The sequence below is a fragment of the Eubacterium sp. MSJ-33 genome (assembly GCF_022174665.1).
Lineage (GTDB): Bacteria > Bacillota > Clostridia > Lachnospirales > Lachnospiraceae > Coprococcus_C.
In genome coordinates, this window is sequence record NZ_CP076562.1 from 624,449 (window position 1) to 648,806 (window position 24,358).

Annotated in this window: 28 protein-coding genes; 3 read left to right on the forward strand and 25 right to left on the reverse strand. The window is 40.6% G+C overall.

Annotated elements, in window-relative coordinates; all coding sequences use genetic code 11:
• The first annotated feature begins 17 nt into the window (after positions 1–17).
• Positions 18–560, forward strand: coding sequence for a hypothetical protein (locus tag KP625_RS02865; RefSeq protein WP_370641401.1), 543 nt, complete (start codon positions 18–20; stop codon positions 558–560).
• Between the two features lie 79 nt (positions 561–639).
• On the opposite strand, the gene KP625_RS02870 is transcribed toward KP625_RS02865, so the two are convergent.
• On the reverse strand, positions 640–1,545 hold the full coding sequence (locus tag KP625_RS02870; RefSeq protein WP_238299161.1) for a hypothetical protein: 906 nt from the start codon (positions 1,543–1,545) through the stop codon (positions 640–642).
• Positions 1,546–1,884: 339 nt separating this feature from the next.
• Here KP625_RS02870 and KP625_RS02875 point away from each other — a divergent pair, with 339 nt between their 5' ends.
• Positions 1,885–2,967, forward strand: coding sequence for a tyrosine-type recombinase/integrase (locus KP625_RS02875; protein ID WP_305000016.1), 1,083 nt, complete (start codon positions 1,885–1,887; stop codon positions 2,965–2,967).
• A 109-nt stretch (positions 2,968–3,076) separates the two neighbouring features.
• On the opposite strand, the gene KP625_RS02880 is transcribed toward KP625_RS02875, so the two are convergent.
• From KP625_RS02880 to hisZ, 22 genes are all read right to left on the reverse strand, one after another.
• A complete protein-coding gene (locus KP625_RS02880) occupies positions 3,077–3,691 on the reverse strand; it encodes an AAA family ATPase (protein WP_238299163.1) in 615 nt (204 codons plus the stop codon).
• An 85-nt stretch (positions 3,692–3,776) separates the two neighbouring features.
• The gene (locus KP625_RS02885; RefSeq protein ID WP_238299165.1) at positions 3,777–4,700 is read right to left on the reverse strand and encodes a patatin-like phospholipase family protein; all 924 of its coding nucleotides are present in this window, start codon (positions 4,698–4,700) and stop codon (positions 3,777–3,779) included.
• Between the two features lie 79 nt (positions 4,701–4,779).
• On the reverse strand, positions 4,780–5,343 hold the full coding sequence (locus KP625_RS02890; protein ID WP_238299167.1) for a 5-formyltetrahydrofolate cyclo-ligase: 564 nt from the start codon (positions 5,341–5,343) through the stop codon (positions 4,780–4,782).
• A 17-nt stretch (positions 5,344–5,360) separates the two neighbouring features.
• A complete protein-coding gene (locus KP625_RS02895; protein ID WP_238299169.1) occupies positions 5,361–5,606 on the reverse strand; it encodes a DUF896 domain-containing protein in 246 nt (81 codons plus the stop codon).
• Between the two features lie 22 nt (positions 5,607–5,628).
• The gene (gene proB / locus KP625_RS02900; protein ID WP_238299170.1) at positions 5,629–6,489 is read right to left on the reverse strand and encodes a glutamate 5-kinase; all 861 of its coding nucleotides are present in this window, start codon (positions 6,487–6,489) and stop codon (positions 5,629–5,631) included.
• Between the two features lie 13 nt (positions 6,490–6,502).
• Positions 6,503–8,131 carry an NAD(P)/FAD-dependent oxidoreductase gene (locus KP625_RS02905; protein WP_238299172.1) on the reverse strand — a complete coding sequence of 543 codons (1,629 nt, stop codon included), beginning with the start codon at positions 8,129–8,131 and terminating at the stop codon, positions 6,503–6,505.
• The gene (locus KP625_RS02910) at positions 8,118–9,335 is read right to left on the reverse strand and encodes an aminoacetone oxidase family FAD-binding enzyme (protein ID WP_238299174.1); all 1,218 of its coding nucleotides are present in this window, start codon (positions 9,333–9,335) and stop codon (positions 8,118–8,120) included. The genes KP625_RS02905 and KP625_RS02910 overlap by 14 nt, the downstream gene beginning before the upstream one ends.
• Before the next feature lie 19 nt (positions 9,336–9,354).
• Complete coding sequence (locus KP625_RS02915) at positions 9,355–9,711, reverse strand: hypothetical protein (protein ID WP_238299176.1); 357 nt, start codon at positions 9,709–9,711, stop codon at positions 9,355–9,357.
• Positions 9,712–9,754: 43 nt separating this feature from the next.
• Complete coding sequence (locus KP625_RS02920; protein WP_238299178.1) at positions 9,755–10,828, reverse strand: DUF3048 domain-containing protein; 1,074 nt, start codon at positions 10,826–10,828, stop codon at positions 9,755–9,757.
• On the reverse strand, positions 10,815–11,327 hold the full coding sequence (ybeY, locus tag KP625_RS02925) for an rRNA maturation RNase YbeY (RefSeq protein ID WP_238299187.1): 513 nt from the start codon (positions 11,325–11,327) through the stop codon (positions 10,815–10,817). Before ybeY ends, KP625_RS02920 begins: the two co-directional genes overlap by 14 nt.
• A gap of 69 nt (positions 11,328–11,396) precedes the next feature.
• The gene (locus KP625_RS02930; RefSeq protein ID WP_238299189.1) at positions 11,397–12,395 is read right to left on the reverse strand and encodes a PhoH family protein; all 999 of its coding nucleotides are present in this window, start codon (positions 12,393–12,395) and stop codon (positions 11,397–11,399) included.
• Positions 12,396–12,403: 8 nt separating this feature from the next.
• Complete coding sequence (locus KP625_RS02935; protein WP_238299191.1) at positions 12,404–13,621, reverse strand: sporulation protein YqfD; 1,218 nt, start codon at positions 13,619–13,621, stop codon at positions 12,404–12,406.
• Positions 13,614–13,862, reverse strand: a complete 249-nt coding sequence (locus tag KP625_RS02940) for a YabP/YqfC family sporulation protein (RefSeq protein ID WP_238299192.1) — start codon at positions 13,860–13,862, stop codon at positions 13,614–13,616. Before KP625_RS02940 ends, KP625_RS02935 begins: the two co-directional genes overlap by 8 nt.
• Positions 13,863–13,966: 104 nt before the next feature.
• Positions 13,967–14,143, reverse strand: coding sequence for a 30S ribosomal protein S21 (gene rpsU / locus KP625_RS02945; RefSeq protein WP_021985542.1), 177 nt, complete (start codon positions 14,141–14,143; stop codon positions 13,967–13,969).
• 160 nt (positions 14,144–14,303) lie between these two features.
• The gene (gene clpP, locus KP625_RS02950) at positions 14,304–14,903 is read right to left on the reverse strand and encodes an ATP-dependent Clp endopeptidase proteolytic subunit ClpP (RefSeq protein ID WP_238299194.1); all 600 of its coding nucleotides are present in this window, start codon (positions 14,901–14,903) and stop codon (positions 14,304–14,306) included.
• Positions 14,904–14,936: 33 nt separating this feature from the next.
• Positions 14,937–17,576 carry an alanine--tRNA ligase gene (gene alaS, locus KP625_RS02955; RefSeq protein WP_238299196.1) on the reverse strand — a complete coding sequence of 880 codons (2,640 nt, stop codon included), beginning with the start codon at positions 17,574–17,576 and terminating at the stop codon, positions 14,937–14,939.
• Position 17,577: 1 nt separating this feature from the next.
• Complete coding sequence (locus KP625_RS13555; RefSeq protein WP_255731647.1) at positions 17,578–17,712, reverse strand: hypothetical protein; 135 nt, start codon at positions 17,710–17,712, stop codon at positions 17,578–17,580.
• 14 nt (positions 17,713–17,726) lie between these two features.
• Positions 17,727–18,080: a phosphoribosyl-AMP cyclohydrolase gene (hisI, locus tag KP625_RS02960; RefSeq protein ID WP_370641435.1), complete on the reverse strand. Its 354-nt coding sequence runs from the start codon at positions 18,078–18,080 to the stop codon at positions 17,727–17,729.
• 35 nt (positions 18,081–18,115) lie between these two features.
• Entirely contained in the window at positions 18,116–18,709 is a 594-nt protein-coding gene (gene hisB / locus KP625_RS02965; RefSeq protein ID WP_177970728.1) for an imidazoleglycerol-phosphate dehydratase HisB, read from the reverse strand.
• Positions 18,710–18,724: 15 nt separating this feature from the next.
• Complete coding sequence (gene hisD / locus KP625_RS02970) at positions 18,725–20,017, reverse strand: histidinol dehydrogenase (RefSeq protein WP_177970729.1); 1,293 nt, start codon at positions 20,015–20,017, stop codon at positions 18,725–18,727.
• 45 nt (positions 20,018–20,062) lie between these two features.
• On the reverse strand, positions 20,063–20,701 hold the full coding sequence (gene hisG / locus KP625_RS02975) for an ATP phosphoribosyltransferase (protein ID WP_177970730.1): 639 nt from the start codon (positions 20,699–20,701) through the stop codon (positions 20,063–20,065).
• Positions 20,702–20,710: 9 nt separating this feature from the next.
• Complete coding sequence (gene hisZ / locus KP625_RS02980; protein WP_238299197.1) at positions 20,711–21,919, reverse strand: ATP phosphoribosyltransferase regulatory subunit; 1,209 nt, start codon at positions 21,917–21,919, stop codon at positions 20,711–20,713.
• Positions 21,920–22,112: 193 nt separating this feature from the next.
• Here hisZ and lexA point away from each other — a divergent pair, with 193 nt between their 5' ends.
• On the forward strand, positions 22,113–22,739 hold the full coding sequence (lexA, locus tag KP625_RS02985; protein WP_238299199.1) for a transcriptional repressor LexA: 627 nt from the start codon (positions 22,113–22,115) through the stop codon (positions 22,737–22,739).
• Between the two features lie 77 nt (positions 22,740–22,816).
• Here lexA and KP625_RS02990 read toward each other — a convergent pair whose 3' ends face one another.
• Both KP625_RS02990 and KP625_RS02995 read right to left on the reverse strand, forming a co-directional pair.
• The gene (locus tag KP625_RS02990) at positions 22,817–23,146 is read right to left on the reverse strand and encodes a hypothetical protein (protein ID WP_238299201.1); all 330 of its coding nucleotides are present in this window, start codon (positions 23,144–23,146) and stop codon (positions 22,817–22,819) included.
• 20 nt (positions 23,147–23,166) lie between these two features.
• Entirely contained in the window at positions 23,167–24,357 is a 1,191-nt protein-coding gene (locus KP625_RS02995; protein WP_238299202.1) for an HD-GYP domain-containing protein, read from the reverse strand.
• Position 24,358 lies beyond the last annotated feature (1 nt).

The window sequence follows — 24,358 nt, forward strand, 5'->3', positions numbered from 1 at the left end:
AATCGAAAGGATATATTATGTCATACATAACCACTTACACTGGAAAACATTTTGACCCAGTTAATCCAGACGTGTCACTTCTATGTATCGAAGATATTGCACATGCCTTATCTCTCCTGTGCCGCGGAAACGGGCATGTACAGACCTTTTTCTCAGTCGGGCAGCATTGTATTGCCTGTGCGAAGGAAGCTCAGGCACAAGGACTATCAGCACGTCTTATTCTGGCATGCCTGCTACATGATGCAAGCGAATGTTATATGTCAGACGTTCCGCGACCGTTTAAACAGACGCTACCAGAATATAACCGGCTGGAAGATCAATTACTCGACGTAATTTACACACATTTTCTTGGAAGTACATTAGATAATGTTGAACAGGAAATCCTGAAAGAAATCGATAATGCTATGCTATGGTACGATCTTACATATCTATTGCATGAGAAGCAGCCTTTACCGAAACCACAGATTCATGATAAACCAGATTATACAGTACGACCATTTGAGGACGTAGAAGAGGAGTATTTGCAGATCTATCGGACTTTGATCCAGAAGCTCCATTGACATGTTATTTACAAAAATGTCTAAAAATAATAAGAGCCGCCTGTCACAATTTGATAAGCGGCTCTTGGCTATTTAATCTTTACCATTTTTTCTTTCTGTTGATATCATAGACACCCCAGTTGCATTCGGAAGCGGCAGGAGAAGATGGATCCTTCCACAACTCATCAAAGGCTTCGAAGATAAAACCAACAATTTGTTCCTTTTCCAGATATTCAGCAAACTCGGTCAGATAACGTTTTTGATTTGCAACAGAAGCATATCCGGCATGATCATCATGCGATGTGTTTGTTGTCCAGCCTGCTTCTGTAAAACAAATCTGTTTATCAGGATAAATAGCGCAGGCATTTTCAAAGCTTTCCTTTGTCATCTGCATCGCACTCTCAATTGGCACATCCATATGATATGGATATGTATGAATTCCAATCACATCGATTTCATCTGCGATAGACTTCAGATTTTCCCAGTCCACATCAACTTCACAGAATGCAACCGGCTGTTTCACCGCTGTGTGCAATTTCTTCGCATGAAATACCAGACGTTCTTCGGATACCAGATGTCCTACAAAAGGAAAACGATTCTCATTTCCTACAGAAACAGCAATGATCTCATCTGTATATTCGTTTGCAAGTGAAATTAATCTATCTAATTGTGCATCGTTACTTGCAGCATGCGCAGCCAATTCTTCCTCACTATAGTTCTGTGGACCACCATAAAACTCCGGAGAATTGATCTCTGGCATAGAATCAATACCTATCATACACTGCAATGGAAGCTTTTCCTCTCGGATAACCTGCAGAGCAGTAATGGCATGTGCATTCGGCTCATACATACGAATATATCCATATCCATCTGCAACTAATAAATTTAAGTCTTCAGATATTTGTTCTCTGGATGGTATTTCACCAGAAGGGCTTTGTCCTTCACGATAACCAGAATAACAAATTGCTTTCTTGTACGGTATTTTTTTCTCAAACGTGTTTCCCATAATTTTTAATTCTCCTTTGCTAAATTATTTATATTTGGTTACTATCTGAAATGTGTAATTATATATTAACACAAATTTTCTTAAAAAGACTATCATGGTTTTGTCGTTATTTTCAAATAAATGATTCTGATTTCATACAGTCATTTTCAAATTGAAAACCAACCGGAATCAACATAATTTAAACATTGTAAGATAGCAGAAGTGCATCCCGTCTCACGCATATATTTCTTCGCAAAACTCAGGTTTTACGAATTTATCTATTGATTTTCTTACAGAGTAGTGGTATCCTGTAAACATAGAAAACTCAACACTTCACATGTATTTTGGGAGGCTTAAAATATGGCTGATATTACATATCATGAAAAGGAAGAACAACATAATTTAGATTTAATTCGTAACGTATGTAATAATCTTCCTGATTACATCAAACGGTTTGTTCGTGGTATGCAACAGGAAACTTCACCGCGAACCCGACTTGGCTATGTTCGGGACATAAAAATATTTTTTGAGTATATTTGTGAGGTATATACGGAACATCCATGTAATACCCCAAAAGATGTCTCCTTGGATGTTTTGGCGTCCTTAGATACATTTTTCATTGAAGACTATCTCGATTACCTTCAGAAATACGAAAAAAACGGTCGCATTTACACGAATGGGAAATCTTCCTTAAAAAGGAAACTCTGTGCATTAAGCGTGCTATTCAATTACTTGTACAAACACAATATGCTGCATGAGAATATATTTGATAAGGTAGATCGTCCTAAAATTCCGGAAAAACCTATTACACGTATGGATCCGGCGGAAACAGCTAATTTTCTGGATACCGTGGAATATGGAACCAATTTGACTGACCGTCAGCTTAAATTTCACGAGAAAACCAAAGTACGTGACCTGGCAATTATGACTCTTATGTTATCCACAGGTATCCGTATCTCCGAATGCGTTGGTTTAGATCTTCGTGATATTGATTTTGAGAATACAAGTATCCGTGTAGTTCGAAAAGGTGGCAAAGAAGCTATTGTTTATTTCAGTGATGAAGCAGCTGAACCTTTGCAGGAATATCTGGAACAACGCAAGAAAATAGAACCTGCCAAAGGCTCTGAAAATGCGCTGTTTCTCTCCTCTCACAACTCACGGATTAATGTTCGGACTATCCAGAACATGGTAAAAAAATATTCTCAGGTTGCAGTACCGTTAAAGCATATTACACCACATAAGCTTCGTAGTACATTTGGCACAGCTTTGTATCAGGAAACCGATGATATCTACCTTGTTGCAGATGTACTCGGGCACTCTGATGTAAATACAACCAAGAAGCACTATGCCGATATGGATGATTACAGAAAACGGCGTGCCAGAAATACGGTACAACTCCGAGAACATGCATTGCCTTCGAATTCTGATTCAAAAAAATTATGACATATACAACGTAATAACTGTATACAAAAATACCATCAACTCATAATTTGTTGATGGTATTTTATATGTTTGCTTTTATAAGTTATCCATGAATTATCAGACTTCTTTTCTACTTTATCTTATCTATGTAGTCAATGATGAAATCGACAGTATCATCTTCGCTCATCAGACTACTATTGATAAATATATCATAGCTTTCAAGCGCACCCCATTTTTTGGAAGTGTAATAGTTATAATACGATGCACGTGCCTTATCTTCCTTTACAATCTGCGCCTTTGCTTTATCCGGAGTAAGATTAAAACGCTCGGAAACGTTCTTAATACGTTCCTCCAATGGCGAATGTATAAAGATACGAACCAGATTCGTATTGTGACGCAATGCGTAGTCTGCACAACGACCTACGAACACTGATGGTCCTTTATCTGCAAGTTTTTTTATCGTATCATATGTTGCCTGAAATGCCTGTTGATTCAGATTTGTCTGATAGCCTGCACTTGTAAATCCATAGCTGTATGGATCTGAAACAAGCGAATACAGAAAACTTCTTGTTGGTTTCTCATCCAGCGATTTTAAGAATTCCTCGCTCAATCCGCTTTCTTTTGCCGTCTCATTGATCAATTCCTTATCATAGAAGTTCGCGGAAATTTTTTCAGCAAGCTTTCTACCAATGTTACGACCATTACTACCAAACTGTCTACCAATCGTGATAATTGTCTTTGCCATAGATAAGCCCCCTTTACACGCCTTGTATAAGTCATTTTTGACTTATTACAATTATACATTTTTTTGTGCAAATTGTCAAAATATTTTATAAATTTTCGTACTTTTTAGCTATATTGTTGAACTTTTCAATATTGGAATTCAAACGATTTTCCATCGTTTTGTATGTATGGTTTACACGCATCTGCATCACGATATCGTTGTAATCATTCTGTGCCAGCACCGGTTCCATCCGGATATACAGATCATCCGGTTGAAATTTTGTTTTTAATGACCGAAGTGCATCCTTCTCTCCAAGCATCTGCCGAAATTCCTTTGCCCGTCCCGTAAAATTCAGCGTTCCATCAATCAAATCCCCCAGATCATGACTCGGATAGATTGTGATAAATTGTGCATCCGGCCATTTATCTGTGTTTAAAACCTTTCCCGCACGCATACCAATCACGATAAACTGGCGGATTCCAAGATCATAGAGTGGCTGGATCGGTTCATTGTCCAACAATCCTCCATCCCGGTATTTCTTCCCATCAATCTCAACCGCCTCATACATGACAGGAAGTGCTGTGGATGCAAGCAAAATCTTCCGGATTGTATCTGCATCATAATCCTCCAGCCTGCGATATTCTACCTGCTCCGGCTGCTGCGTCTCATTTAAACGGCTGATTGATACATAGATGTCGCGGGAATCCGCTTTGATCTTCTCCATATCAATATATTTCTCAAACATTGCAAGCATTTCATTCCGGGAGAAATACATACGGTTTTCGGCAAGCATATTCAGATCAACATCAAAGACTGTATCCATATCAATCTCATTCCACGCCTGATACATCCGGTCCATATTATCCATCGAATATAACATGGCATTCACTGCGCCGATTGATGCGCCTGAAATCACTGATACATCCTGCAATAAGCCTTGTTCCTGCAGCACCTTTAATACCCCAACCTGATATGCACCCTTACCGCCACCACCGGCAAGAACCAGGCCGATTCCTTTTTTTTCACCCATATACATAACCTCCATCGTTCCCTTTTTCCATTTTGCCCAACGTTTCTATGTTTTTGTGCCTATAGTTTACATAATATTTTTATTGTTCAGTATTGTATAGTATCAGCTCCGGTTTGATATCCGTTTCCTCTGTCTTGATGGAATCTACAATCTGGACTGCATAACCGACAGCTACCGTATGACAATCCGGATGTACTGCCAGATACCGATCATAATACCCACCACCGTAACCGATCCGGTCACAGTTTTTCGTGAATACTGCCCCCGGCATCACGATCAGACATATATCATCTGTATTTTCCGGTTCAAGTTGCACACGACTGTCCGGTTCCAATATATGATATGCGCCCTCCACAAGCGCAGTCTGTTCATTATATGCATAAAAATCCATGGTATGCCCGTTGACACGCGGCAGATAGATTTGCTTTCCATCCGCACGGAATTCCGGAATATATTGAAATAAGTCGACTTCTTTGTGAATCGGTACATAGAGACACAGTACCGTTGCTTCTTTATACACAGCAAGCGCACGGAGCTTCTCATAGATTTCTTTCGCTGCCTGCTTTTGATATGCTTCGGACAGATTCCTGCGCTTTGCAAGAATCTCCTTCCGAAGTGCTTTCTTTGATTCTGAAATTGTCATGTAAACCATTCCTTTATCTATTTTAAGCGGATCTGGATATACTCTCCCCTCTTATTCTTCGGTATATCCTTCACATGCGTGATACTTCCATCTGCTTCCTTGATATCGATATTATCAAGCTGTGATTTCAGGTTCCGCTTCACATTTGCAATATATGCCTTACGCAGAGATGCCTGTTCCGCAAGCTCCGCTTCCGTCAGACCTTCCACGGTCTTGCTTTTTCTTGCTAATTCATTAATTCTCTGGATATCTGCTTCGTTCATGCGATATTCTCCATTTCTATTCTTATTTCTGGTATCCTTTATTCACGATAAAATCTACCGTATCAAAATCATCAGTTTCATGTGCCAGAAACAAAGTACCAACTGATTTTCCTTCCATCAGATCATAGATCTGCGTCAGTTTCTTAGCGTCCATAATTGCCATATCTGCACCGGAATCCGTTGCGATCCGTGCAGCAGCAATCTTCGTGGACATACCACCTGTACCATAAGTTGTCACAGCGCCCTTGGCCATATTCTTCATTGAATCATCAATAGTCTCTACTAACGTCAATTTTGTTGCATCCGGATTTTTGTGTGGATCATCCGTATAGAATCCATCAATATCCGTAAGCAGGATCAAAAGATCTGCCTTGATCAGATGTGCCACAATTGCCGACATCGTATCATTGTCACCAAACTCGATTTCTTCGGTTGCAACGGTATCGTTCTCATTTACAACCGGAATAACTCCCTGCTGTAACAGCTCATTTAATGTATTCTCAGCATTTCTGCGGCGTTCCGGATCGGTAATCGCATCAAATGTCAGAAGTACCTGTGCAGCCATATGATTATATTCCATAAAAAGCTTCTGATAGATCATCATAAGCTGTCCCTGGCCAATTGCCGCACATGCCTGCTTCAGGGACACTGTCTTCGGCTTGTTGCGCAGTCCTAACATCTCGAATCCGACACCAATTGCACCAGATGATACTAATACCACATCCTTTCCCTGATTTTTCAGATCACAGATAATGCGCACCAATGTCTCCAGTTTCCGGTAATCCGTACCTCCGGTCTCTTCATGTATGATAGATGACGAACCGATCTTAAATACGATTCGCTGTTTATCCTTCAATGTTTCTCTGATTCGTTTCTCATCCACGTCTTTTCCCTCTTTATTCTATGTTGTTAATATATTCCGCAACCGCTTCTGCTACTTTAATTCCATCCACCGCTGCAGAAGTAATCCCTCCTGCATATCCAGCACCTTCACCACATGGAAATAATCCTGTGTAAGCACTTTGATATGCTTCATCACGTACGATCCGCACCGGCGATGATGTGCGTGATTCAATACCTGACAATACAGCATCCCCGGTCGAAAAGCCTTTTAATTTGCGGTCATAATCCAAAATCCCTTCAATTATAGCATCATTTATATAGGCTGGCAAACAATTATTCAGGTTCGCAAATTGATAACTGCCACGGATATTTGGCTTCACACTTCCAAAAGCTGTCGATACCCGATTCGCCCGATAATCCTCAAACCTCTGTACCGGAATTCTACCATTTCCTTCTTCGTAAGCAAGCCGTTCATATTTTTTTTGAAATTCTATACCGGCAAGCACACCATATTCTGCAAATCCATCTGCTATGAAATCCTCTGGTGTTACATTCACAACAATGGCAGAATTTGCATTTTCCTCGTCTCTTCCATGGTTGCTCATACCATTTACCACACTCTGCCCTTCACCAGATGACGCATTTACAACAAATCCACCCGGGCACATACAGAAGCTATATACACTACGTCCTTTACTGGAACGGTATGTCATCTTATAATCCGCCGCAGGAAGCAGTTTTGCCTGCTCACTCGTACCATACTGACTTGCATTCACCATTGCCTGCGCATGTTCGATACGAAGTCCCATTGCAAATGATTTTGCCTCCATTGTAACACCTGTATCATGTAACATCGCAAATGTATCTCTCGCACTATGTCCAATCGCAAGTATACATGCATTTGTAATCACACTTTTTGGCTCCTGTGTCTTCAGGTCTTTTATCTCCAGTTCTAGATTTCCTGATTTTGTATGGGATATTTTGACAAACTGGTGAGAAAAAAAGATTTCTCCACCACAGGCGCGGATTTCGCTTCGCATATTCTTCATAACATGCTTTAAAACATCGGTTCCTATGTGAGGTTTGTTCAGATATGCAATCTCCTCCGGAGCACCAAACCGAATAAAATCGCGGATAACTGCCTGTATTCTTCCAGATTTATCTTTGATTCCCGTATTCAGTTTTCCATCTGAAAATGTACCGGCTCCTCCTTCACCAAAAGAAACATTCGAATTGGCGCAGATCAATTGCATGCCATTCCAGAACGCTTCTACATCTATCGTTCGCTCTTCGACACTTTTTCCACGTTCAAATACAAGTGGACAATATCCGGCACGAGCTAACTGCAAAGCTGCAAAATATCCTGCCGGACCAGCTCCAATAATAACCGGACGCAAAGGATTTTTCTTTGTTGTCAGATACGGAAAATTATATTTTGCTTCTTTGGTTGACATAATATTCTTATTGTCAATTATTTTATTAGAAATGGAATGTAAATCATCTAATTCTATATCAACCGTATAAATATGCATCAAATTCATCTTATCCCGCGCATCTAAAGATTTGCGGATTATATGAAACCGATAAGGCTGCCTGCACCGAAGCATCTTATCAATCTTTTTCTTTAATGCCGGCAGTTCATCTTCCTGTACCGGTATTTTTATCTGATTAATTCTTAACATGGCATGCTCTCCCTGCACGTAATCCGGTCAATATTGCAAACGTCAAATTGTATCCACCGCAGTCACCATCAATATCTAACATTTCTCCGGTCGCATAAAGACCCGGATATTTCCTACATTCCATAGTTTCCGGATACACTTCTTCCAGGCAAATCCCGCCTGCCGTCACCTGCGCCTGTTCAAAATCCTTTAGTGCCTGTATATGAAAAGGAAATCTTCTACACCTTCTGTATATCTTCTGCGCTTGAGATTTCTGTATTTCTAACAGCTTTTGCTTTGGATTTTGTCCACATGCTTTTAGAATATATAAAGCAAGTTTATCCGGGATATACGCATTCAGATATCCATAGACACTTCGATTCAGTTCTATACCTGCCAGAAAGTCAGACTCTTCTACTGCAGATAAGAAGTCCAGATATACAACTGCGGATTCTCCTTTATCAAGTGCATCTCCGATTTCAGAAGACAAATTAAACATCATAATCCCCGACAATCCATAATCTGTAAACTGAAGTTCTCCCAGCTGACGATATTTTTCCTGTTCTTTTTCATACTCTACGGAACAGGCAACTCGAACGCCTTTGATTTCCTCTGTATCTTCTTCTGTCAGCACTGCACAAAGTGCCGGGCGCTGCTGTTCTTGTTTGATGCCTAGTATATCTGCAATCCGGTATCCACAGTCACATCCACCTAACGATGCATAGGATCGGCCGCCACAGGCAAGTATAACCTGTGATGCTATAATTGTATCATTCCCTAGAAAGATCTTATAACAAGTTTTCTGTTTTTGTATCCGAGTAGCAGTCTGTCCAAGGCAAATCTCGACCGGTAATGTCCGTAGCTTGTCTGTAAAAGCCCACACCACCGCCGATGCCTGCATTGACCTTGGATAATAATATCCATCTACACAATGTTCAAAAATACCAATCGTATGTAAAAAGGAAAACAACTGACTATTCGGCTTGTCGCCCATGCATTTTTCTAAAAAAACACCTGCCTTCTTGGACGACGAATGAAAATGGTTGTAAACCATATCTATATTTGCAAGATTACATCTCCCGTTTCCGGTTGCATACAGTTTTTTTCCAAGCTTTTTATTTTTATCAATGATGCAGACACTGCAGCCTTTTTCCGCAGCGGCAATTGCGGCTGTCATTCCAGCCGCTCCGCCTCCAACTACACACACATCGTACTTTCCCATCATAGGCATCCTCACCGTATTCTTAACTTGATAATGACTCCAAATATCGATACATTTCTTTCTTTGAATCGAACGGCACTGTCTTTAATAAATCCTGATACAATGCCGGATGCAGACGTTCTATCAGATCTGCATCAATTTCTGTATATTCATATACTTGATCCGTATCTGATTCATATACAACAACCCTTCCATTGCGGATTCCAACATAATACTCTGTTTGTTCATCATTCACTTCAATCGATATCGAATCTTGGGCGATATCCATCTTTTCTCCCTGTTTTTCTATCATTTTCTGATTGAAATACTCATTGGCAAGTATAAAGCACAATACAAATATTCCGACAAACAAAACAAAATATAAAAATAATTTCTTCATGGCATCAACTCCTTGAAGAAATTATTTCCATATATTTATTTAATTATTCAAAAGTAATCTGATCTGTTTTTGTCTCATCAAATACTGTGATGAATGTCTTACCCGGATTCATCTTTAACTGATTTCCATCCGCTGTATAATACTTAATTACACCATCATCCAGCCTCCAGGATATCGTTTCATACTCACCATCTGTGACATAATATCCTGTACCTGTCTTCTCCCATGCAATATTCTGAAGTCCTCCACCAATATCGGAATACTCTACAAACATAACAATCAGATTTTTGTAACGAAGCTGCTCATTTGTCTGATCATCAATCTGCTTCTCACCATACTGAAAACGATAATAAAGTTTTTCATCTGCATTGTACTCATACCATCTGGTACTGCTACTATCATAGGCTGTTGTTACCTTTGTTGCCTTCTGTCCATTGCCTAATCCTGTATCCTCTGTATTAAAAGCAAATGCCTTTTTACGAGCGTTCGTGTATTCTGTATTATATCCAGCTTCCGCAATTCCTTGTTTTAATTTCTCACTGTCTGTATAACAGTTATGCGGGGCTACTCTGGAGTTATCTCTATAAAAAGTTGTAGAATCATACAATCCATTCAGGTTATTTGTACCGCTTGCCTTAATCTGATCCTCGGCAAAGGTCGACCATCCAACATGTGCATAAATACCATCCAACATATTTGCCATCTGAACATAATAATGTCTTGCACTACGAACCGGTCCCAGCTTGCTCAGATTTGAATAATCCTTAAACACACACATATATCTTGTAATTCCACCTTCTACTAGCATCTCATACGTGATATCTGCCTGAGATATACCGGACTGCGGCATAGCATCCACGATGTTATTAATCATAATACAAAGTGGTCTTTGGTTCTCCAAGCTTTCATCAATCCATTCACCGGAAAATTCGTTGATTACATATCCTTCTCTTGTCGGTGCCAGTTCAATATTCGCATCCGACATAGTAGCGGCCGCCTCTGTAGTGATTACTGCCTGCTCTTTATCATCTTTCTTTCCGCATCCTGCCAAGCATGATACTGTAAGTGCTGTTGTCAGTGCAAATACAGACAACTTTTTTAATTTATTCTTCTTCATTGTCCCTAGTATATCCTTTCTTTGTTAAAATCTCTTCCTGAAGTTTTTCCATATGCAGACGTTCTGAATCATCAATATGATCATATCCTGCCAGATGCAACATACTGTGTGCAGTCAAAAATGCAACTTCGCGTCGTCTGGTATGTCCATATTCCTTCGCCTGTTCGGCAATTCGGTCTACATTCAAAATGATATCACCGAGCATCAGTTCTCCACTATCCTGATTGAAATAATCGAGAGGACTTTGTTCACAGAAGTCAAACTCCCCCGGCACTTCATATTCAATCATCGGAAAAGAAAGAACGTCCGTTGGTGCATCGATATCTCGATATTCTTTATTGATTGCCTGGATTCCTGCATGATCTGTAAAAATCACATTCACCTCACATTCATACGGACATTTCAAAAAATCGAGAGAAGCCTCAACGATATCTTCAACAATATCCTGATAATGTGCAGGAATTTCAGTATCTAATTCATTCTCAAAAAATACGCTCAATGTATCGCTCCTTTATTGCCTGTTACATTTTATCCCAAATATATCAGATAATCAAGTTTTATCTTCATTTTAATGTTTGTTTTGTGCTGTTTTCCTATCCTTGTTATGTCTGTTTTCGTATACCTCATAAGCATTCACAATCTTCTGTACAAGCGGATGACGTACCACATCCTCGCTTGTAAAGCGTATCACCGAAATCTCATCGATTTCATGTAATACCCGAAGTGCAACCTCCAATCCCGACTGCGTATCCTTCGGCAGATCCTTCTGCGACAGATCCCCGGTTATAATTGCTTTTGAACCAAACCCTATGCGCGTCAGAAACATCTTCATCTGTGCCGGTGTCGTATTCTGTGCCTCGTCCAATACAATATATGCATTATCTAAAGTTCGACCGCGCATATAAGCAAGCGGAGCCACCTCTATTAATCCCTTCTCCATGTTCTTCATAAACGCTTCTGCACCCATAATCTCATACAATGCATCATAAAGCGGACGCAGATAGGGGTCTACTTTACTTTGTAAATCTCCAGGAAGGAATCCAAGTTTCTCTCCGGCTTCAATTGCCGGTCGTGTAAGGATAATGCGATTTACCTCATTGTTTTTAAATGCTGTGATTGCTTTTGCCATCGCCAGGTATGTCTTTCCTGTACCTGCCGGTCCAACGCCAAACACAATCATGTCCTTATCGATTGCCTCCACATAGTTCTTCTGTCCAAGCGTCTTTGCTTTCACTGGTTTTCCGTTTGTCGTATGACAGATGATATTCGAATCAGCCGCAAGTGTGGAAACCGCCGCTTCCTCTCCAGTCTTTGACAAGGATATTGCATAATTCACATTCTGATCGGTAATTTCTTCCCCTTTGTCTGCTAACGCCACGAGCTGCTCAATCACAGAAACTGCCCGTTTTACACTTCCTTCCGATCCGGTTATACGCAGTTTATCATCCCTTAATACAACTGCCACATGATATGCTTTTTCCAGATTTTTAATGTTCCGGTCAAACTGCCCAAACACTGCCTGTATCTGACTCGCCGGTACTGTAATTGTCTCAAAATATGCACTCATAAATGATCTTATTCCTCATTTTTCTGTATCGTTGATTCTGGAATTGTAAATACTTCCGGAGCTCCGATAATTTCTCTTACAACTAAAGTTCCTGCCGCTGTACAGATTCCATCCTTGATTTCTATTGTAACATTATTTTCCAGTATTTCCACCCCTTTTTTCTTCAGGTCCCCGATATACTTCTGAAGCATACGGTTCTGCTTTTCTTTAGCTTCCTGTTCTGTATATGTGTTTGTTTTATATTCAGGCATATAATATTTTGTGATTATAAACGAAAGCGGAAGATAATATGCATTTCCAATATGAAATGTATGAATCGAAGCTACCTGTTCGTACCCTTCTGTATCATATGGTTCATACAACGTCTTTACTTTTGTTCCAAGCTGTATGCCATATCCCGTCTTTTTCTTTTTTCCTTGTTTTTTTTCAGTAAAATCCATTGAAAATGACTGCAAATATTCATATTTCGTCTGTCCATACACCAATCCATCTGCAGCAACATAATTTGTCTCTATCAATTCCTCATATTCATTATAGACATTTACAACACCTGTAATCAAAATGTCTCCTTTTTTCACTTCATCTCCGGGTGCAGCAACTTTTTTTCCGCTTTTTGCAAGCAGATCCAGAACAACACCATCTTTGATTGCCACAATATTACATGGCGTATCAAAACTTTTGATTTCTTCTTTATCAATTGTTTCTACAATCCGTACAATCAGTCTTGTTCCATCTGTCTCACAGGTAATCCAAGCCATCTGATCGTATTGTATACGCAGATTTTTTTCTAGTTGAGCAATCGAAACATCGCTTCTTTTTGTCCCTATCGGAACAAGATTATGACTGATATACTCCACGATTTCCTCCTCGGTATATATCTCTGTCCCCTCTACATCGATATGCCAGATGAATAAAGAAGAATAAAAGACAATTCCAAAACACAGGCAAAGACTAATGAGAAATGCAATTCTTTTTTTATATTTGAGCAGAAACGGAACCATGCCCATCTCAGTCACAATGTTACATTGTACCTGACATTTTTCTTTTAATTCGCATACCCGTTTCCATTGCTTGTATGTTATAGTAGCAAAAATTCCAGTCTTATCCGTTATAATATCAGAAAAAGAAACTTGATTGTGTTTACAGATATTTAAAAATCTTTCCACTTCCCAGCCACTTATATGAATCACACAACGATGTGCACAGATTTCCCATATTTTACGCACGGACTTCAACCTCCTCTGTCTTCCAGCGCACACCTGTTATATTCCCACGGACTGTCATTTCCGTTCCATCAAAAGAAGCAATACGAAGCGATTTTCCTTCAATAAGCAACAGATTTTTTTTACATTGAAGCAGAATCTGTTCCGTATCAAAACAGAGAATCTGCCTGTATCCATCCACATGTACACATACCTGATCATAAAAATGCACCTGCGTCATATTCCATCTCCGGATCGGTTTCATTTCAATATATGCAGAGGAATGCTTCTTTATGTGTTGATTCAATACCAGTATCTGAATACAAATAAAAAAGGTGCTACTAAAATAGTAACACCTTAATGTCTGTATTATTTGAACTTGCGCTTTCTAGCTGCCTCAGACTTCTTCTTACGCTTTACGCTTGGCTTCTCGTAATGCTCTCTCTTACGAATCTCCTGCTGAATACCGGCTTTCGCACAGTTTCTCTTGAATCTGCGAAGAGCGCTATCTAAAGTCTCATTCTCTTTTACGATTACGTTTGACATACTTCTCTCACCCTCCCTCCAGTTGTAAAATATCTCGTGTTTGTGCGTTTCATAAACAACTGTTTGGGTATTTACCAAATTGCACAAGTTAGATTATAACACATAAATCAAATTCGTCAACCAAAAATTGAAATTTATTGTCACGAATTTACATTTTTTCTTATTTCACTTCATCTCTACTTGAAAAAATGTGATCAATCAGACCATATTCAAGTGCCTGATCGGCTGTCATCCAATTGTTACGATCGGTATCCCGCTCGATTTCCTCCATGGACTTACCAGTATTCGCACTTAAAATACGATTTAAACGGTCCTTTGTACGAAGAATGTTATCGGTTGCAATCTTCATATCTGTTGCCTGATTGTGTCCCGGAAGACCACCCAGTGGCTGATGGATCATGATTTCTGAGTTTGGAAGTGCAATTCGTTTTCCCTTTGTTCCGCCTGCCAGAAGGAATGCTCCCATGCTGGCTGCCATACCAACGCAGATTGTTGATACATCACATTTGATATAATTCATCGTATCATAGATACCAAATCCGGCTGACACAGATCCACCCGGACTGTTGATATAGAGGCTGATATCCTTAGAAGGATCCTCTGATTCCAAAAACAGAAGCTGTGCGATAACCAGACTTGCGGTTGTATCGTTTACTTCGTCTGCAAGAAAGATAATTCTCTCCTTTAACAATCTTGAATAAATATCGTAAGCGCGCTCGCCTCGGCTCGTCTGCTCTACGACGGTAGGTACTAATGCCATATTATATTCCTCACTTTCTAATTATGTCAAAATCTATGAAAGCTGTGCTTCAGCTTCCTTAATTCCCTCTATAAGTGCACCCTTGATACCTGCAGGATTCTTACCACCTGCCTGTGCCATGTTTGGACGGCCACCACCGCCACCACCAACCATCGGTGCAATCTTCTTAATGATATTTCCAGCGTGTGCGCCAGACTTAACTGCATCATCTGTTGCCATAACAATCAGGTTAACCTTATCTCCCATATCGGAAGCTAAGATGACTACGCCGGATGCAATCTTTGTCTTCATCTCATCGCCTAGATTGCGAAGAGCGTTCATATCAACGCCATTTACAGATACCGGAAGCAGCTTATAATCGCCAACTGCAACTGCATCGGACAATACATCTCCAACTGCAGCCTTTGCCATCTTATCTTTGAGTTTCTGGTTCTCAGACTGTAACTGTTTGATTTCAGCAAGCATTGATTCAATCTTCTCTACAAGGTTGGTCGGTTCTGCCTTTGCTGCAACACATGCCTGTTTCAATGTATTCTCCAGATTATGATAATATGCAAATGCACCACGGGAAGTAAGTGCCTCAATACGACGAACACCCGCTGCAACACCTGTCTCTGACACTATCTTAAATGTTGCAATCACACCTGTTTTTTCTACATGTGTACCGCCACAAAGCTCAATCGAGAAATCTCCCATATTGACAACACGTACCGTCTCACCATACTTCTCTCCAAAAAGTGCCATAGCACCTGTTTTCTTTGCCTCCTCCAGGCTCATAACCTTCGTTACGACTGAAAGATCCTCTGCAATCTTCTCGTTGACAATTGCCTCTACCTTCTCGATTTCTTCTTTGCTAAGTGCCTGATTGTGTGTAAAGTCAAACCGGAGACGATCCTGATCTACATAAGAACCCGCCTGTTCGACATGTCCGCCGAGAACTGTCTTCAATGCCTTCTGCAGCAAATGTGTTGCAGAATGATTCATACAGGTATGCAGACGCTTATCTGCATCGACATAAAGATTTGCTGTATCAGAAAGTTTAATCTCGCCATTTTCTACATAACCGATATGTGCAATCTTGCCACCGACAACCTTAATCGTATCTTTAACAATGAATTTACCAGTTGCTGTCTCAATTACACCAGAATCACCACACTGACCACCCATCGTTGCATAAAATGGTGTCTCTTTGACAAGAATCGAACCATTTTCGCCCTCGGAAAGGCTGTCTACAACCGCATCTTCCCCTGCGATTGCCACAATCTCAGATTTATGTGCCAGTCTGTCATAACCAACAAATTCCGTTGTGATTGCAACATCAATCTGCTCATAGACTGTCGCATCAGCGCCCATATAGTTGGTTGTTTTTCTTGCTTTTCTTGCACGCTCACGCTGTTCCTGCATACAAGCCTTAAACCCTTCCTCATCTGCAGCAAATCCGGACTCTTCCAGAATTTCAACGGTAAGATCAAGTGGGAAACCATAAGTATCATACAACTTAAATGCGTGTTCGCCAGAGAGAGTTTTCTCTCCCTTTGCTTTCATATCTTCCACATATCCGTTCAGAATGGAAAGTCCCTGATCAATCGTCTTATTGAAGTTTTCTTCCTCAGTATTTAAAGTTGCGAAAATATGCTCCTGCTTCTCCGCAAGCTCTGGATAAGCATCCTTGGATACTTCGATTACTGTCTTGGAAAGCTCTGCTAAAAAAGCGCCCTTGATGCCGAGCAGCCTGCCATGTCTTGCTGCACGACGAAGAAGACGACGTAGTACATAACCACGGCCTTCGTTGGATGGCAGAATACCATCAGATGTCATAAATGTAACTGAGCGGATATGGTCAGTGATAACACGGATGCTGACATCTGTATTTGCATCTTCTTCATATGTAACACCTGCCATACCACATACCTTATCACGCAGTGCTTTGATCGTGTCTACATCGAAGATAGAGTCTACATCCTGTACAACAACTGCCAGACGCTCCAGACCCATACCGGTATCAATATTTTTCTGTTCAAGTTCAGTATAATTGTTATGGCCATCGTTATCAAACTGCGTGAATACGTTGTTCCATACTTCCATATAACGGTCACAATCACAGCCAACTGTACAGCCCGGCTTGCCACAGCCATACTTTTCTCCACGGTCATAATAGACCTCGGAACATGGGCCACAAGGACCTGCGCCATGCTCCCAGAAATTATCTTCTTTACCAAAACGGAAGATACGATCTTTGTCTACCCCGATTTCCTTATTCCAGATATCGAATGCCTCATCATCTTCAAGATAAACAGAAGGATACAAACGATTCTTATCAAGTCCGACAACCTCTGTCAAAAACTCCCATGTCCAGTGAATCGCATCATGTTTAAAATAATCACCAAACGAGAAGTTTCCAAGCATCTCAAAGAATGTGCCATGTCTGGCTGTCTTACCTACATTCTCGATATCTCCGGTACGGATACATTTCTGACAAGTTGTCACACGTCTGCGTGGCGGGATCTCCTGTCCGGTAAAATAAGGCTTCAGCGGTGCCATGCCGGAGTTAATCAAAAGCAGGCTGTTATCGTTGTGTGGAATCAGCGAAAAGCTGTTCATCTTCAAATGGCCCTTGCTCTCAAAGAACTCCAAAAACATCTTACGTAATTCATTCACGCCGTAATTTTTCACGTCAAATTTCCTCCTGGTTTTTTGCATCTTTATTCTTGCGGATTTTCTTTCCGACCATAATTCCAAGGCCAGCACAAACAAGCATAGCCAGGAACTTTATCACATAAATAAGTAACTCGCTCCATACATGTATCATAGTTTACCCTCCAATTACGCATCTTTCAACATATTTTTAAAAAAACAGCTCCTGCTTCCGGTATGGCAGGCTGCACCAACCTGTTTTACCCGTGCGAGAATTGTATCATTATCGCAATCCAGATACAGGCTCTGTACATATTGATAATGTCCGCTTGTCTCACCTTTTAACCACAAACTTTGACGACTCCGGCTGAAATACGTCATAAGTCCGGTTTCCATAGTTTTCTGATAAGACTGCTCATTCATATATGCAAGCATCAATACATCACCGGTCTCATCATCCTGCACAATTGCAGGAATCAACCCTGCATCATTTAATTTGAACTCCGAAAAAGGAATTGCAGCCGTAAGCGTTTTATAGCCAATCTTCTTTTCTTCCATTCTATCCTCCTGCATATATTTTACAAACTTCCCTTGGTTGAAAGTACCTGTCCGGAAAGCCTGCTGTCATACTGTGTTGCCTCATCCAATGCTTTTGCAAACGCTTTAAACGCTGCCTCAATAATATGATGATCGTTGGAACCGGCAAGCTGTTTGATATGCAGATTCATCATCGCGGAATACGAAACTGCATAGAAGAACTCCTTCACCATCTGTGTGTCAAAATAACCTACCTGCGGTGTAGAAAGCTGCAGATCATATACCAGATACGGACGCCCGGATAAATCCAACGCCGAAAGCACCAATGTCTCATCCATCGGAAGCATAAAAGAGCCAAAGCGCTTAATCCCCTGCTTGTCACCGACTGCCTTCGCAATTGCCTGTCCAAGCACAATTCCGGTATCCTCAATTGTATGATGGCTATCGACAAACAGGTCTCCTGTCACCTTGCAATTCAGATCAAAAAATCCATGCTTTGCAAAACTTGCAAGCATATGATCCAGAAATCCGATCCCGGTATCTATCTTTGCATATCCGCTTCCATCCAAATTCAGCTCCATCTGGATATCCGTCTCATTTGTCTTTCTTGATACAACACCTATGCGATTTGCCATATGCCATACCCCCTGTTATTTTTCAAATCTTACTTTAATTGAATTTGCATGTGCAGTCAGATACTCAGCCTCCGCAAAATCAATAATGTCCTGATGGACTTCCTCTAACGCTTCTCTCGAGTAGTAAATAATGCTGGACTTCTTAATAAAATCATCCACAGAAAGAGGCGAGAAGAACTTCGCGGTTCCGTTTGTCGGGAGCACATGGTTTGGTCCAGCGAAGTAATCGCCGAGCGGCTCGGAAGAATAACTTCCAAGGAAGATTGCACCGGCATTCTGAATCCGTGTCATCGTATCAAACGGATTTGCTGTAACAACCTCCAAGTGTTCACTTGCGATCTCATTGACGGTATCAATTGCGTCCTGCATCGTATCCGCAACAAGAATATATCCATAGTTATCCAGAGATTTCTGAATAATATCTTTTCTGGATAATTCCTTTACAAAACCATCCACTTCCGCACTTACCTTCTTTGCAAGCTCCCCGGAAGTCGTAACAAGAATTGCAGATGCCATCTCATCATGCTCTGCCTGTGAAAGAAGATCTGCAGCAACATATCTTGCGTTGGCGGTCTCATCAGCAAGCACCATAATCTCACTCGGTCCTGCAACCGAATCAATGCTGACATGTCCGAATACACACCGTTTTGCGAGTGCAACGAAGATATTCCCGGGTCCTACGATCTTATCAACCTTTGGAATGGATTCTGTTCCATAAGCAAGCGCGGCAATCGCCTGAGCACCACCGGCCTTATAAACCTCATCCACACCGGCTTCCTTTGCGGCAACCAGCGTTGTCGGATACACCTTTCCCTCTGCATTACAAGGCGTTGTCATTATAATCTTACCAACACCTGCAACTTTGGCAGGGATGACATTCATAAGTACAGAAGAAGGATACGCAGCCTTGCCACCCGGTACATATACGCCAACCTTCGCAAGTGGTGTTACCTTCTGACCTAGCAGAGTACCGTTATTCTCAGAATCAAACCAACTATACTGCTTCTGTTTTTCATGATAGGTGCGGATATTCACGATTGCTTTACGAATGGTTTCCAAAAGCTTTGCATCTATCTGATTATACGCTTCTTCAATCTCTGCCTCTGTCACACGCACATTGTCCGCATTAATCTTCGCATGATCGAACTTCTCAGTATATTCAAATAATGCTGCATCTCTTCTGTCATGAATATCAGAAACGATATTCTTTACGGTCTCCTCATAGCTTCCATAATTATCCGGGCTACGCTTCAAGAGATTGGTCAAAATGTCTTTCTTGGTATCTTCTGTCAACTTTACAATACGCATCTTAAAAGCCTCCTTATGTACTTACATATACTTACTGCACCATTTCTAGTGAATAATCTCATTCAAATCATTTAACAGCTTCCGGATTCTCTCATGTTCCATCTTGAGACTGACCTGATTGACAACCACACGTGCAGAAAGCGGACAGATTTCTTCTAAAACTTCCAATCCATTTTCCCGTAAAGTTGAACCAGTCTCCACAATATCCACGATTACCTCCGACAGATCCACAAGTGGTGCCAGCTCCACTGAACCGTTCAGCTTGATAATCTCCACTGTCTGGTTTTTCTTCTCACTAAAATAATTCTTTGCAATATTCGGATATTTACTCGCCACACGGATAATTTCATTTTTAGAAAGCAATTCCCGTGCAGATGCCGGTCCGCATACGCACATCCGGCACTTTCCAAAGCCAAGATCCATAACCTCGTACAGATTACGGCCTTCTTCCATGATTGTATCCTTTCCAACAACACCGATATCCGCTGCTCCATACTCCACATACGTTGGTACATCGGACGCTTTTGCTAAGAAAAATCGGATTTTGTACTCCTCATTTGTAAAAATCAATTTTCTTGTATCGGGATCTTTTGCCTCTGCACAGGTGATACCCATCTGTTCAAACATCGCAAGTGTCTTTTTGGCAAGACGTCCCTTTGCCAATGCAAATGTTAAATAACGCATAGTCTCTCCTTAATATTCTGTAATCTTATCCGCAGCCTCAAAGTAACATAATTTTGCAAAATGCATCTTATGTGCATAATCAATATACTCCTGCAAATCATGTCGTCTGGACATCCGAACAAGTTCCACCTTCTGATCTTCAGCACGCAGCTTACATGCATATGCAATTGCGTCCTTTTGATTTTCCTCTTTGTACAGAACAAGTACATTGGAATAATCAAGTCCTACATCAATCTTATTTCTGGCGATTGCACTCATCAAATCATCGACATAAATCGCGAATCCAACAGATGGAGCTTTCTTACCAAATTTCTCCATTAGGTTGTTGTAACGGCCACCCTTAACGATTGCATCTCCTGTTCCGTATGTATAACCGCGGAACACAATTCCGGTATAATAATTAAATCGGTTAATCATAGACAGATCAAAGCTGATGTATTTTTCATACCCATAACTTGTAAGCGCATTATATACCTTCCGCATACGTGCAATCGCTTCCAACGATGCATCATTTGTCACAAGCTTTTCTGCATAATCAAGCATATCCAGACCACCAAACAGACTCTCAAAGCTTTTCAAAGCAACCTTGCGTTCCTCCGGAATTTCCAGTGTATTCACAAATTCTGTCAAACCAAAGAAATTCTTTGAATGAATGTACTCCTTGATTCGCTGTTCTGTCTCATCGTCCAGCCCAGCTTCTTCAATCATCCCCTTGAAAAATTCAACTTCGCCAATTTCAATCTGGAACTCCTTTAAGCCCGCTGCAAGCAGGCAATGAATCACACAGGCAATAATCTCTGCATCGGCAGCAGAACTGTCATCATTGATAAGTTCCCCACCAATCTGAGTAAACTCAGAAAGCTTTCCCTGATGCTGATGTGTATTCAAAAATGTATTTCCTGAATAGCAAAGACGAATCGGAAGCTGTTCCTCGGGATAATATTTTGCGACGCTTCTTGCGATACTTGGTGTGATGTCCGGACGCAGAACCAATGTATTGTTATTGCGGTCAAAAAACTTATACATTTCATTGGAAGCTGCAGACCCCTTATCCATATTAAAAATATCAAAATATTCAAAACTCGGTGTATCAATGTCCTGATAACTGTACAGCTCTAACACATGATGAATCCGTGAAATCACTTTCTTTTTCTTCTTACACTCGGCATCGTAGATATCCCGGACGCCCTCGGGTGTATGTAATAACTTTTCGTTCAAAACCTGCTCTCCTTTTATATCTCATTTCTAACGACATACAAAGTCTAGGATATTATACTGCATTTCTTACGAAAATTCAAAGTTTTTCCGATGTTTTTTGTTTTGAAACGGAAAGCAGAACATTTGTTTGCATTTTTTTGTATTCTATGCTATCATAGTTTTAGTTTATAAATCGAAAGAAAGGGGATATGATATGGCGAATCGAAACCTGACTGATAAACAGCGGGAAATATTGGAATATCTAAAAGAATGCATCTTGCAAAAGGGCTATCCACCTGCTGTACGGGAGATTTGTGAGGCAGTTCATTTAAAATCCACCTCTTCTGTTCATGCACATCTGGAATCATTGGAGGAAAAAGGATATATCCGCAAAGATCCAACTAAACCACGCGCAATTGAAATCTTGGATGATGAATTTAATCTTTCCAGAAGAGAAGTTATCAATGTACCGATTGTCGGTACTGTCACCTGTGGGGAACCAATTCTTGCAGAGCAGAACATTCAAGGGTATTTTCCAATTCCACCGGAATATCTGCACGCGAACGGGAAAAATACATTCATGTTAAAGGTCAAAGGCGACAGTATGATCAATGCCGGTATCTTCGACGGGGATTTGGTTATGTGTGAAGAAGCTCAGACTGCAAGAAATACAGAGATGGTTGTTGCTCTGATTGATGATTCCGCAACCGTAAAAACCTACTACAAAGAATCCGGTTATTATCGGTTACAGCCGGAAAATGATACGATGGATCCTATCATCGTACAGGACGGAGAACTTCAGATTCTTGGAAAGGTCATTGGTCTTTTCCGAACATTCTAATTATAGAATTTAACTTCATTAATACAAAAGACAGATTTCATATCTAATGAAATCTGTCTTTTTACTTACTATACTATCTAACTGAATATAAAATCACAGTAAATCCCCTGTTTATCTTCCCTACATGTAATAAACCGGTATCGTACACATCTTCCCTCGTTAAACCGGACATAAAATGCCGAATAAGGACTCGCAATCTTCCCTTGCAATTCATGAAAAACTGCCGCTGCTTTTTCCACAGAGAACGACTGCAGTTTCATATTAATCGCAAATTGTTTAAAGTGTTCTGTGACCGAAAAACTCTTAATCTCTTTTATACTATTTACAATGTCACAAAGTCTTTGCTGCAGTTCCGGTCCCGATTGTAGCTGAACCTTGCTCATGTATGCATTCATAATTTTATACATAGCAGGTACTCCATTTCTCTTTAGTATTTTTGCTTGTCCGGTATACGGTTATGTATCTCTTTGAATTCATCAAAATGCTGAATGAATAATTTGACAACCTTCGGATCAAAGCTCTTGCCCGATAACCGAATAATCTCATCAAACGTATCTTCCAACGACCAGCCCTTCTTATAATATCTGTCAGAGGTCAATGCATCAAACACATCACAAACTGCCATCAGGCGGCTGATATAAGCAATTTCCTCGCCCTTCATACCTAGATAGCCGGTTCCATCCCAGCGTTCATGATGTTCTTTCGCCAGAACGCACGCCAGATGCATCAATTCACCCGGACATTTCTCCAGAAGTGCCTCTCCATATAAGACATGATTCTTCATAATCTGATATTCTTCGTCCGTCAGCTTATCCGGTTTATCAAGAATTTCTTCGCTGATCATCAGTTTACCGATATCGTGCATCATTGATGCCGTTGATACCATCTCCACATATTCATCATCAAAACCGGATGCCTTCGCTAATACACGCATATAGGCTGCAACACGCTTGATATGTTCCCCGGTAAACTTCGATTTACTCTCGCTGATCTCCGCAAACGAGAAGATAAGCCCCGTCTGGTTATCCTGCATAGTAACCGCCATATTGATTGCCGAATTAATCATCATGGAATTTCGCTGTACAATAAAATATGCAGCAACAGAAAGTCCGAATACAACCACAATCTGCGGAACCACATAAGATAACATTGCCTCTTCGAACGTCTCGCACGGAAATCCAATAAATACATTTGAAAAACGGTATGAAAAATAATTAGATACAACAATACCGCATGACATCAGCAGTGATGCAAACAGAACAAGTGTCTGGTTATAATAAAGTGATGCCAAAAGAATTGGGAACAACATGATTGGATATGCATACGTTGACAAAAGTGTCAGCATCAGTGTTGCAATCAGACAGACACAGATAATGACAATATGCTTTGTCACAGGTGCATGATCGAATTTTAATATGTTGATAATCAGAGTAGGAATCAACGCAATAAAAATTGCCGACGCAAAGAAAACAATCAATACGGAATCATCCATATCCGTACCGAAATAACAATACAAAAACGCAAGTGCCAGAATTGCTACAATCACACGCATGCATCTGGCAGATATCTGATTTACTTTCTTATAGTTATCCTGAATCAGTTTTTCTTTACTATTCAAA

Excerpts from the sequence above, each read along its gene's own strand:
- KP625_RS02895 (WP_238299169.1), bottom strand. The coding sequence starts at position 5,606 with ATGAACGAAGCAGATATCCAGAGAATTAATGAATTAGCAAGAAAAAGC.
- KP625_RS02990 (WP_238299201.1), bottom strand. The coding sequence starts at position 23,146 with ATGTATAAAATTATGAATGCATACATGAGCAAGGTTCAGCTACAATCG.
- KP625_RS02920 (WP_238299178.1), bottom strand. The coding sequence starts at position 10,828 with ATGAAGAAGAATAAATTAAAAAAGTTGTCTGTATTTGCACTGACAACA.
- lexA (WP_238299199.1), top strand. The coding sequence starts at position 22,113 with ATGGCGAATCGAAACCTGACTGATAAACAGCGGGAAATATTGGAATAT.
- KP625_RS02915 (WP_238299176.1), bottom strand. The coding sequence starts at position 9,711 with ATGAAGAAATTATTTTTATATTTTGTTTTGTTTGTCGGAATATTTGTA.
- clpP (WP_238299194.1), bottom strand. The coding sequence starts at position 14,903 with ATGGCATTAGTACCTACCGTCGTAGAGCAGACGAGCCGAGGCGAGCGC.
- KP625_RS02890 (WP_238299167.1), bottom strand. The coding sequence starts at position 5,343 with ATGACAATTTCAGAATCAAAGAAAGCACTTCGGAAGGAGATTCTTGCA.
- hisD (WP_177970729.1), bottom strand. The coding sequence starts at position 20,017 with ATGCGTATTGTAAAGTTGACAGAAGATACCAAGAAAGACATTTTGACC.
- KP625_RS02865 (WP_370641401.1), top strand. The coding sequence starts at position 18 with ATGTCATACATAACCACTTACACTGGAAAACATTTTGACCCAGTTAAT.
- KP625_RS02940 (WP_238299192.1), bottom strand. The coding sequence starts at position 13,862 with ATGAAACCGATCCGGAGATGGAATATGACGCAGGTGCATTTTTATGAT.
- KP625_RS02875 (WP_305000016.1), top strand. The coding sequence starts at position 1,885 with ATGGCTGATATTACATATCATGAAAAGGAAGAACAACATAATTTAGAT.
- KP625_RS02880 (WP_238299163.1), bottom strand. The coding sequence starts at position 3,691 with ATGGCAAAGACAATTATCACGATTGGTAGACAGTTTGGTAGTAATGGT.
- KP625_RS13555 (WP_255731647.1), bottom strand. The coding sequence starts at position 17,712 with ATGATACATGTATGGAGCGAGTTACTTATTTATGTGATAAAGTTCCTG.
- KP625_RS02885 (WP_238299165.1), bottom strand. The coding sequence starts at position 4,700 with ATGGGTGAAAAAAAAGGAATCGGCCTGGTTCTTGCCGGTGGTGGCGGT.
- KP625_RS02905 (WP_238299172.1), bottom strand. The coding sequence starts at position 8,131 with ATGTTAAGAATTAATCAGATAAAAATACCGGTACAGGAAGATGAACTG.
- hisG (WP_177970730.1), bottom strand. The coding sequence starts at position 20,701 with ATGCGTTATTTAACATTTGCATTGGCAAAGGGACGTCTTGCCAAAAAG.
- KP625_RS02910 (WP_238299174.1), bottom strand. The coding sequence starts at position 9,335 with ATGATGGGAAAGTACGATGTGTGTGTAGTTGGAGGCGGAGCGGCTGGA.
- rpsU (WP_021985542.1), bottom strand. The coding sequence starts at position 14,143 with ATGTCAAACGTAATCGTAAAAGAGAATGAGACTTTAGATAGCGCTCTT.
- KP625_RS02870 (WP_238299161.1), bottom strand. The coding sequence starts at position 1,545 with ATGGGAAACACGTTTGAGAAAAAAATACCGTACAAGAAAGCAATTTGT.
- hisB (WP_177970728.1), bottom strand. The coding sequence starts at position 18,709 with ATGGCAAATCGCATAGGTGTTGTATCAAGAAAGACAAATGAGACGGAT.
- KP625_RS02930 (WP_238299189.1), bottom strand. The coding sequence starts at position 12,395 with ATGAGTGCATATTTTGAGACAATTACAGTACCGGCGAGTCAGATACAG.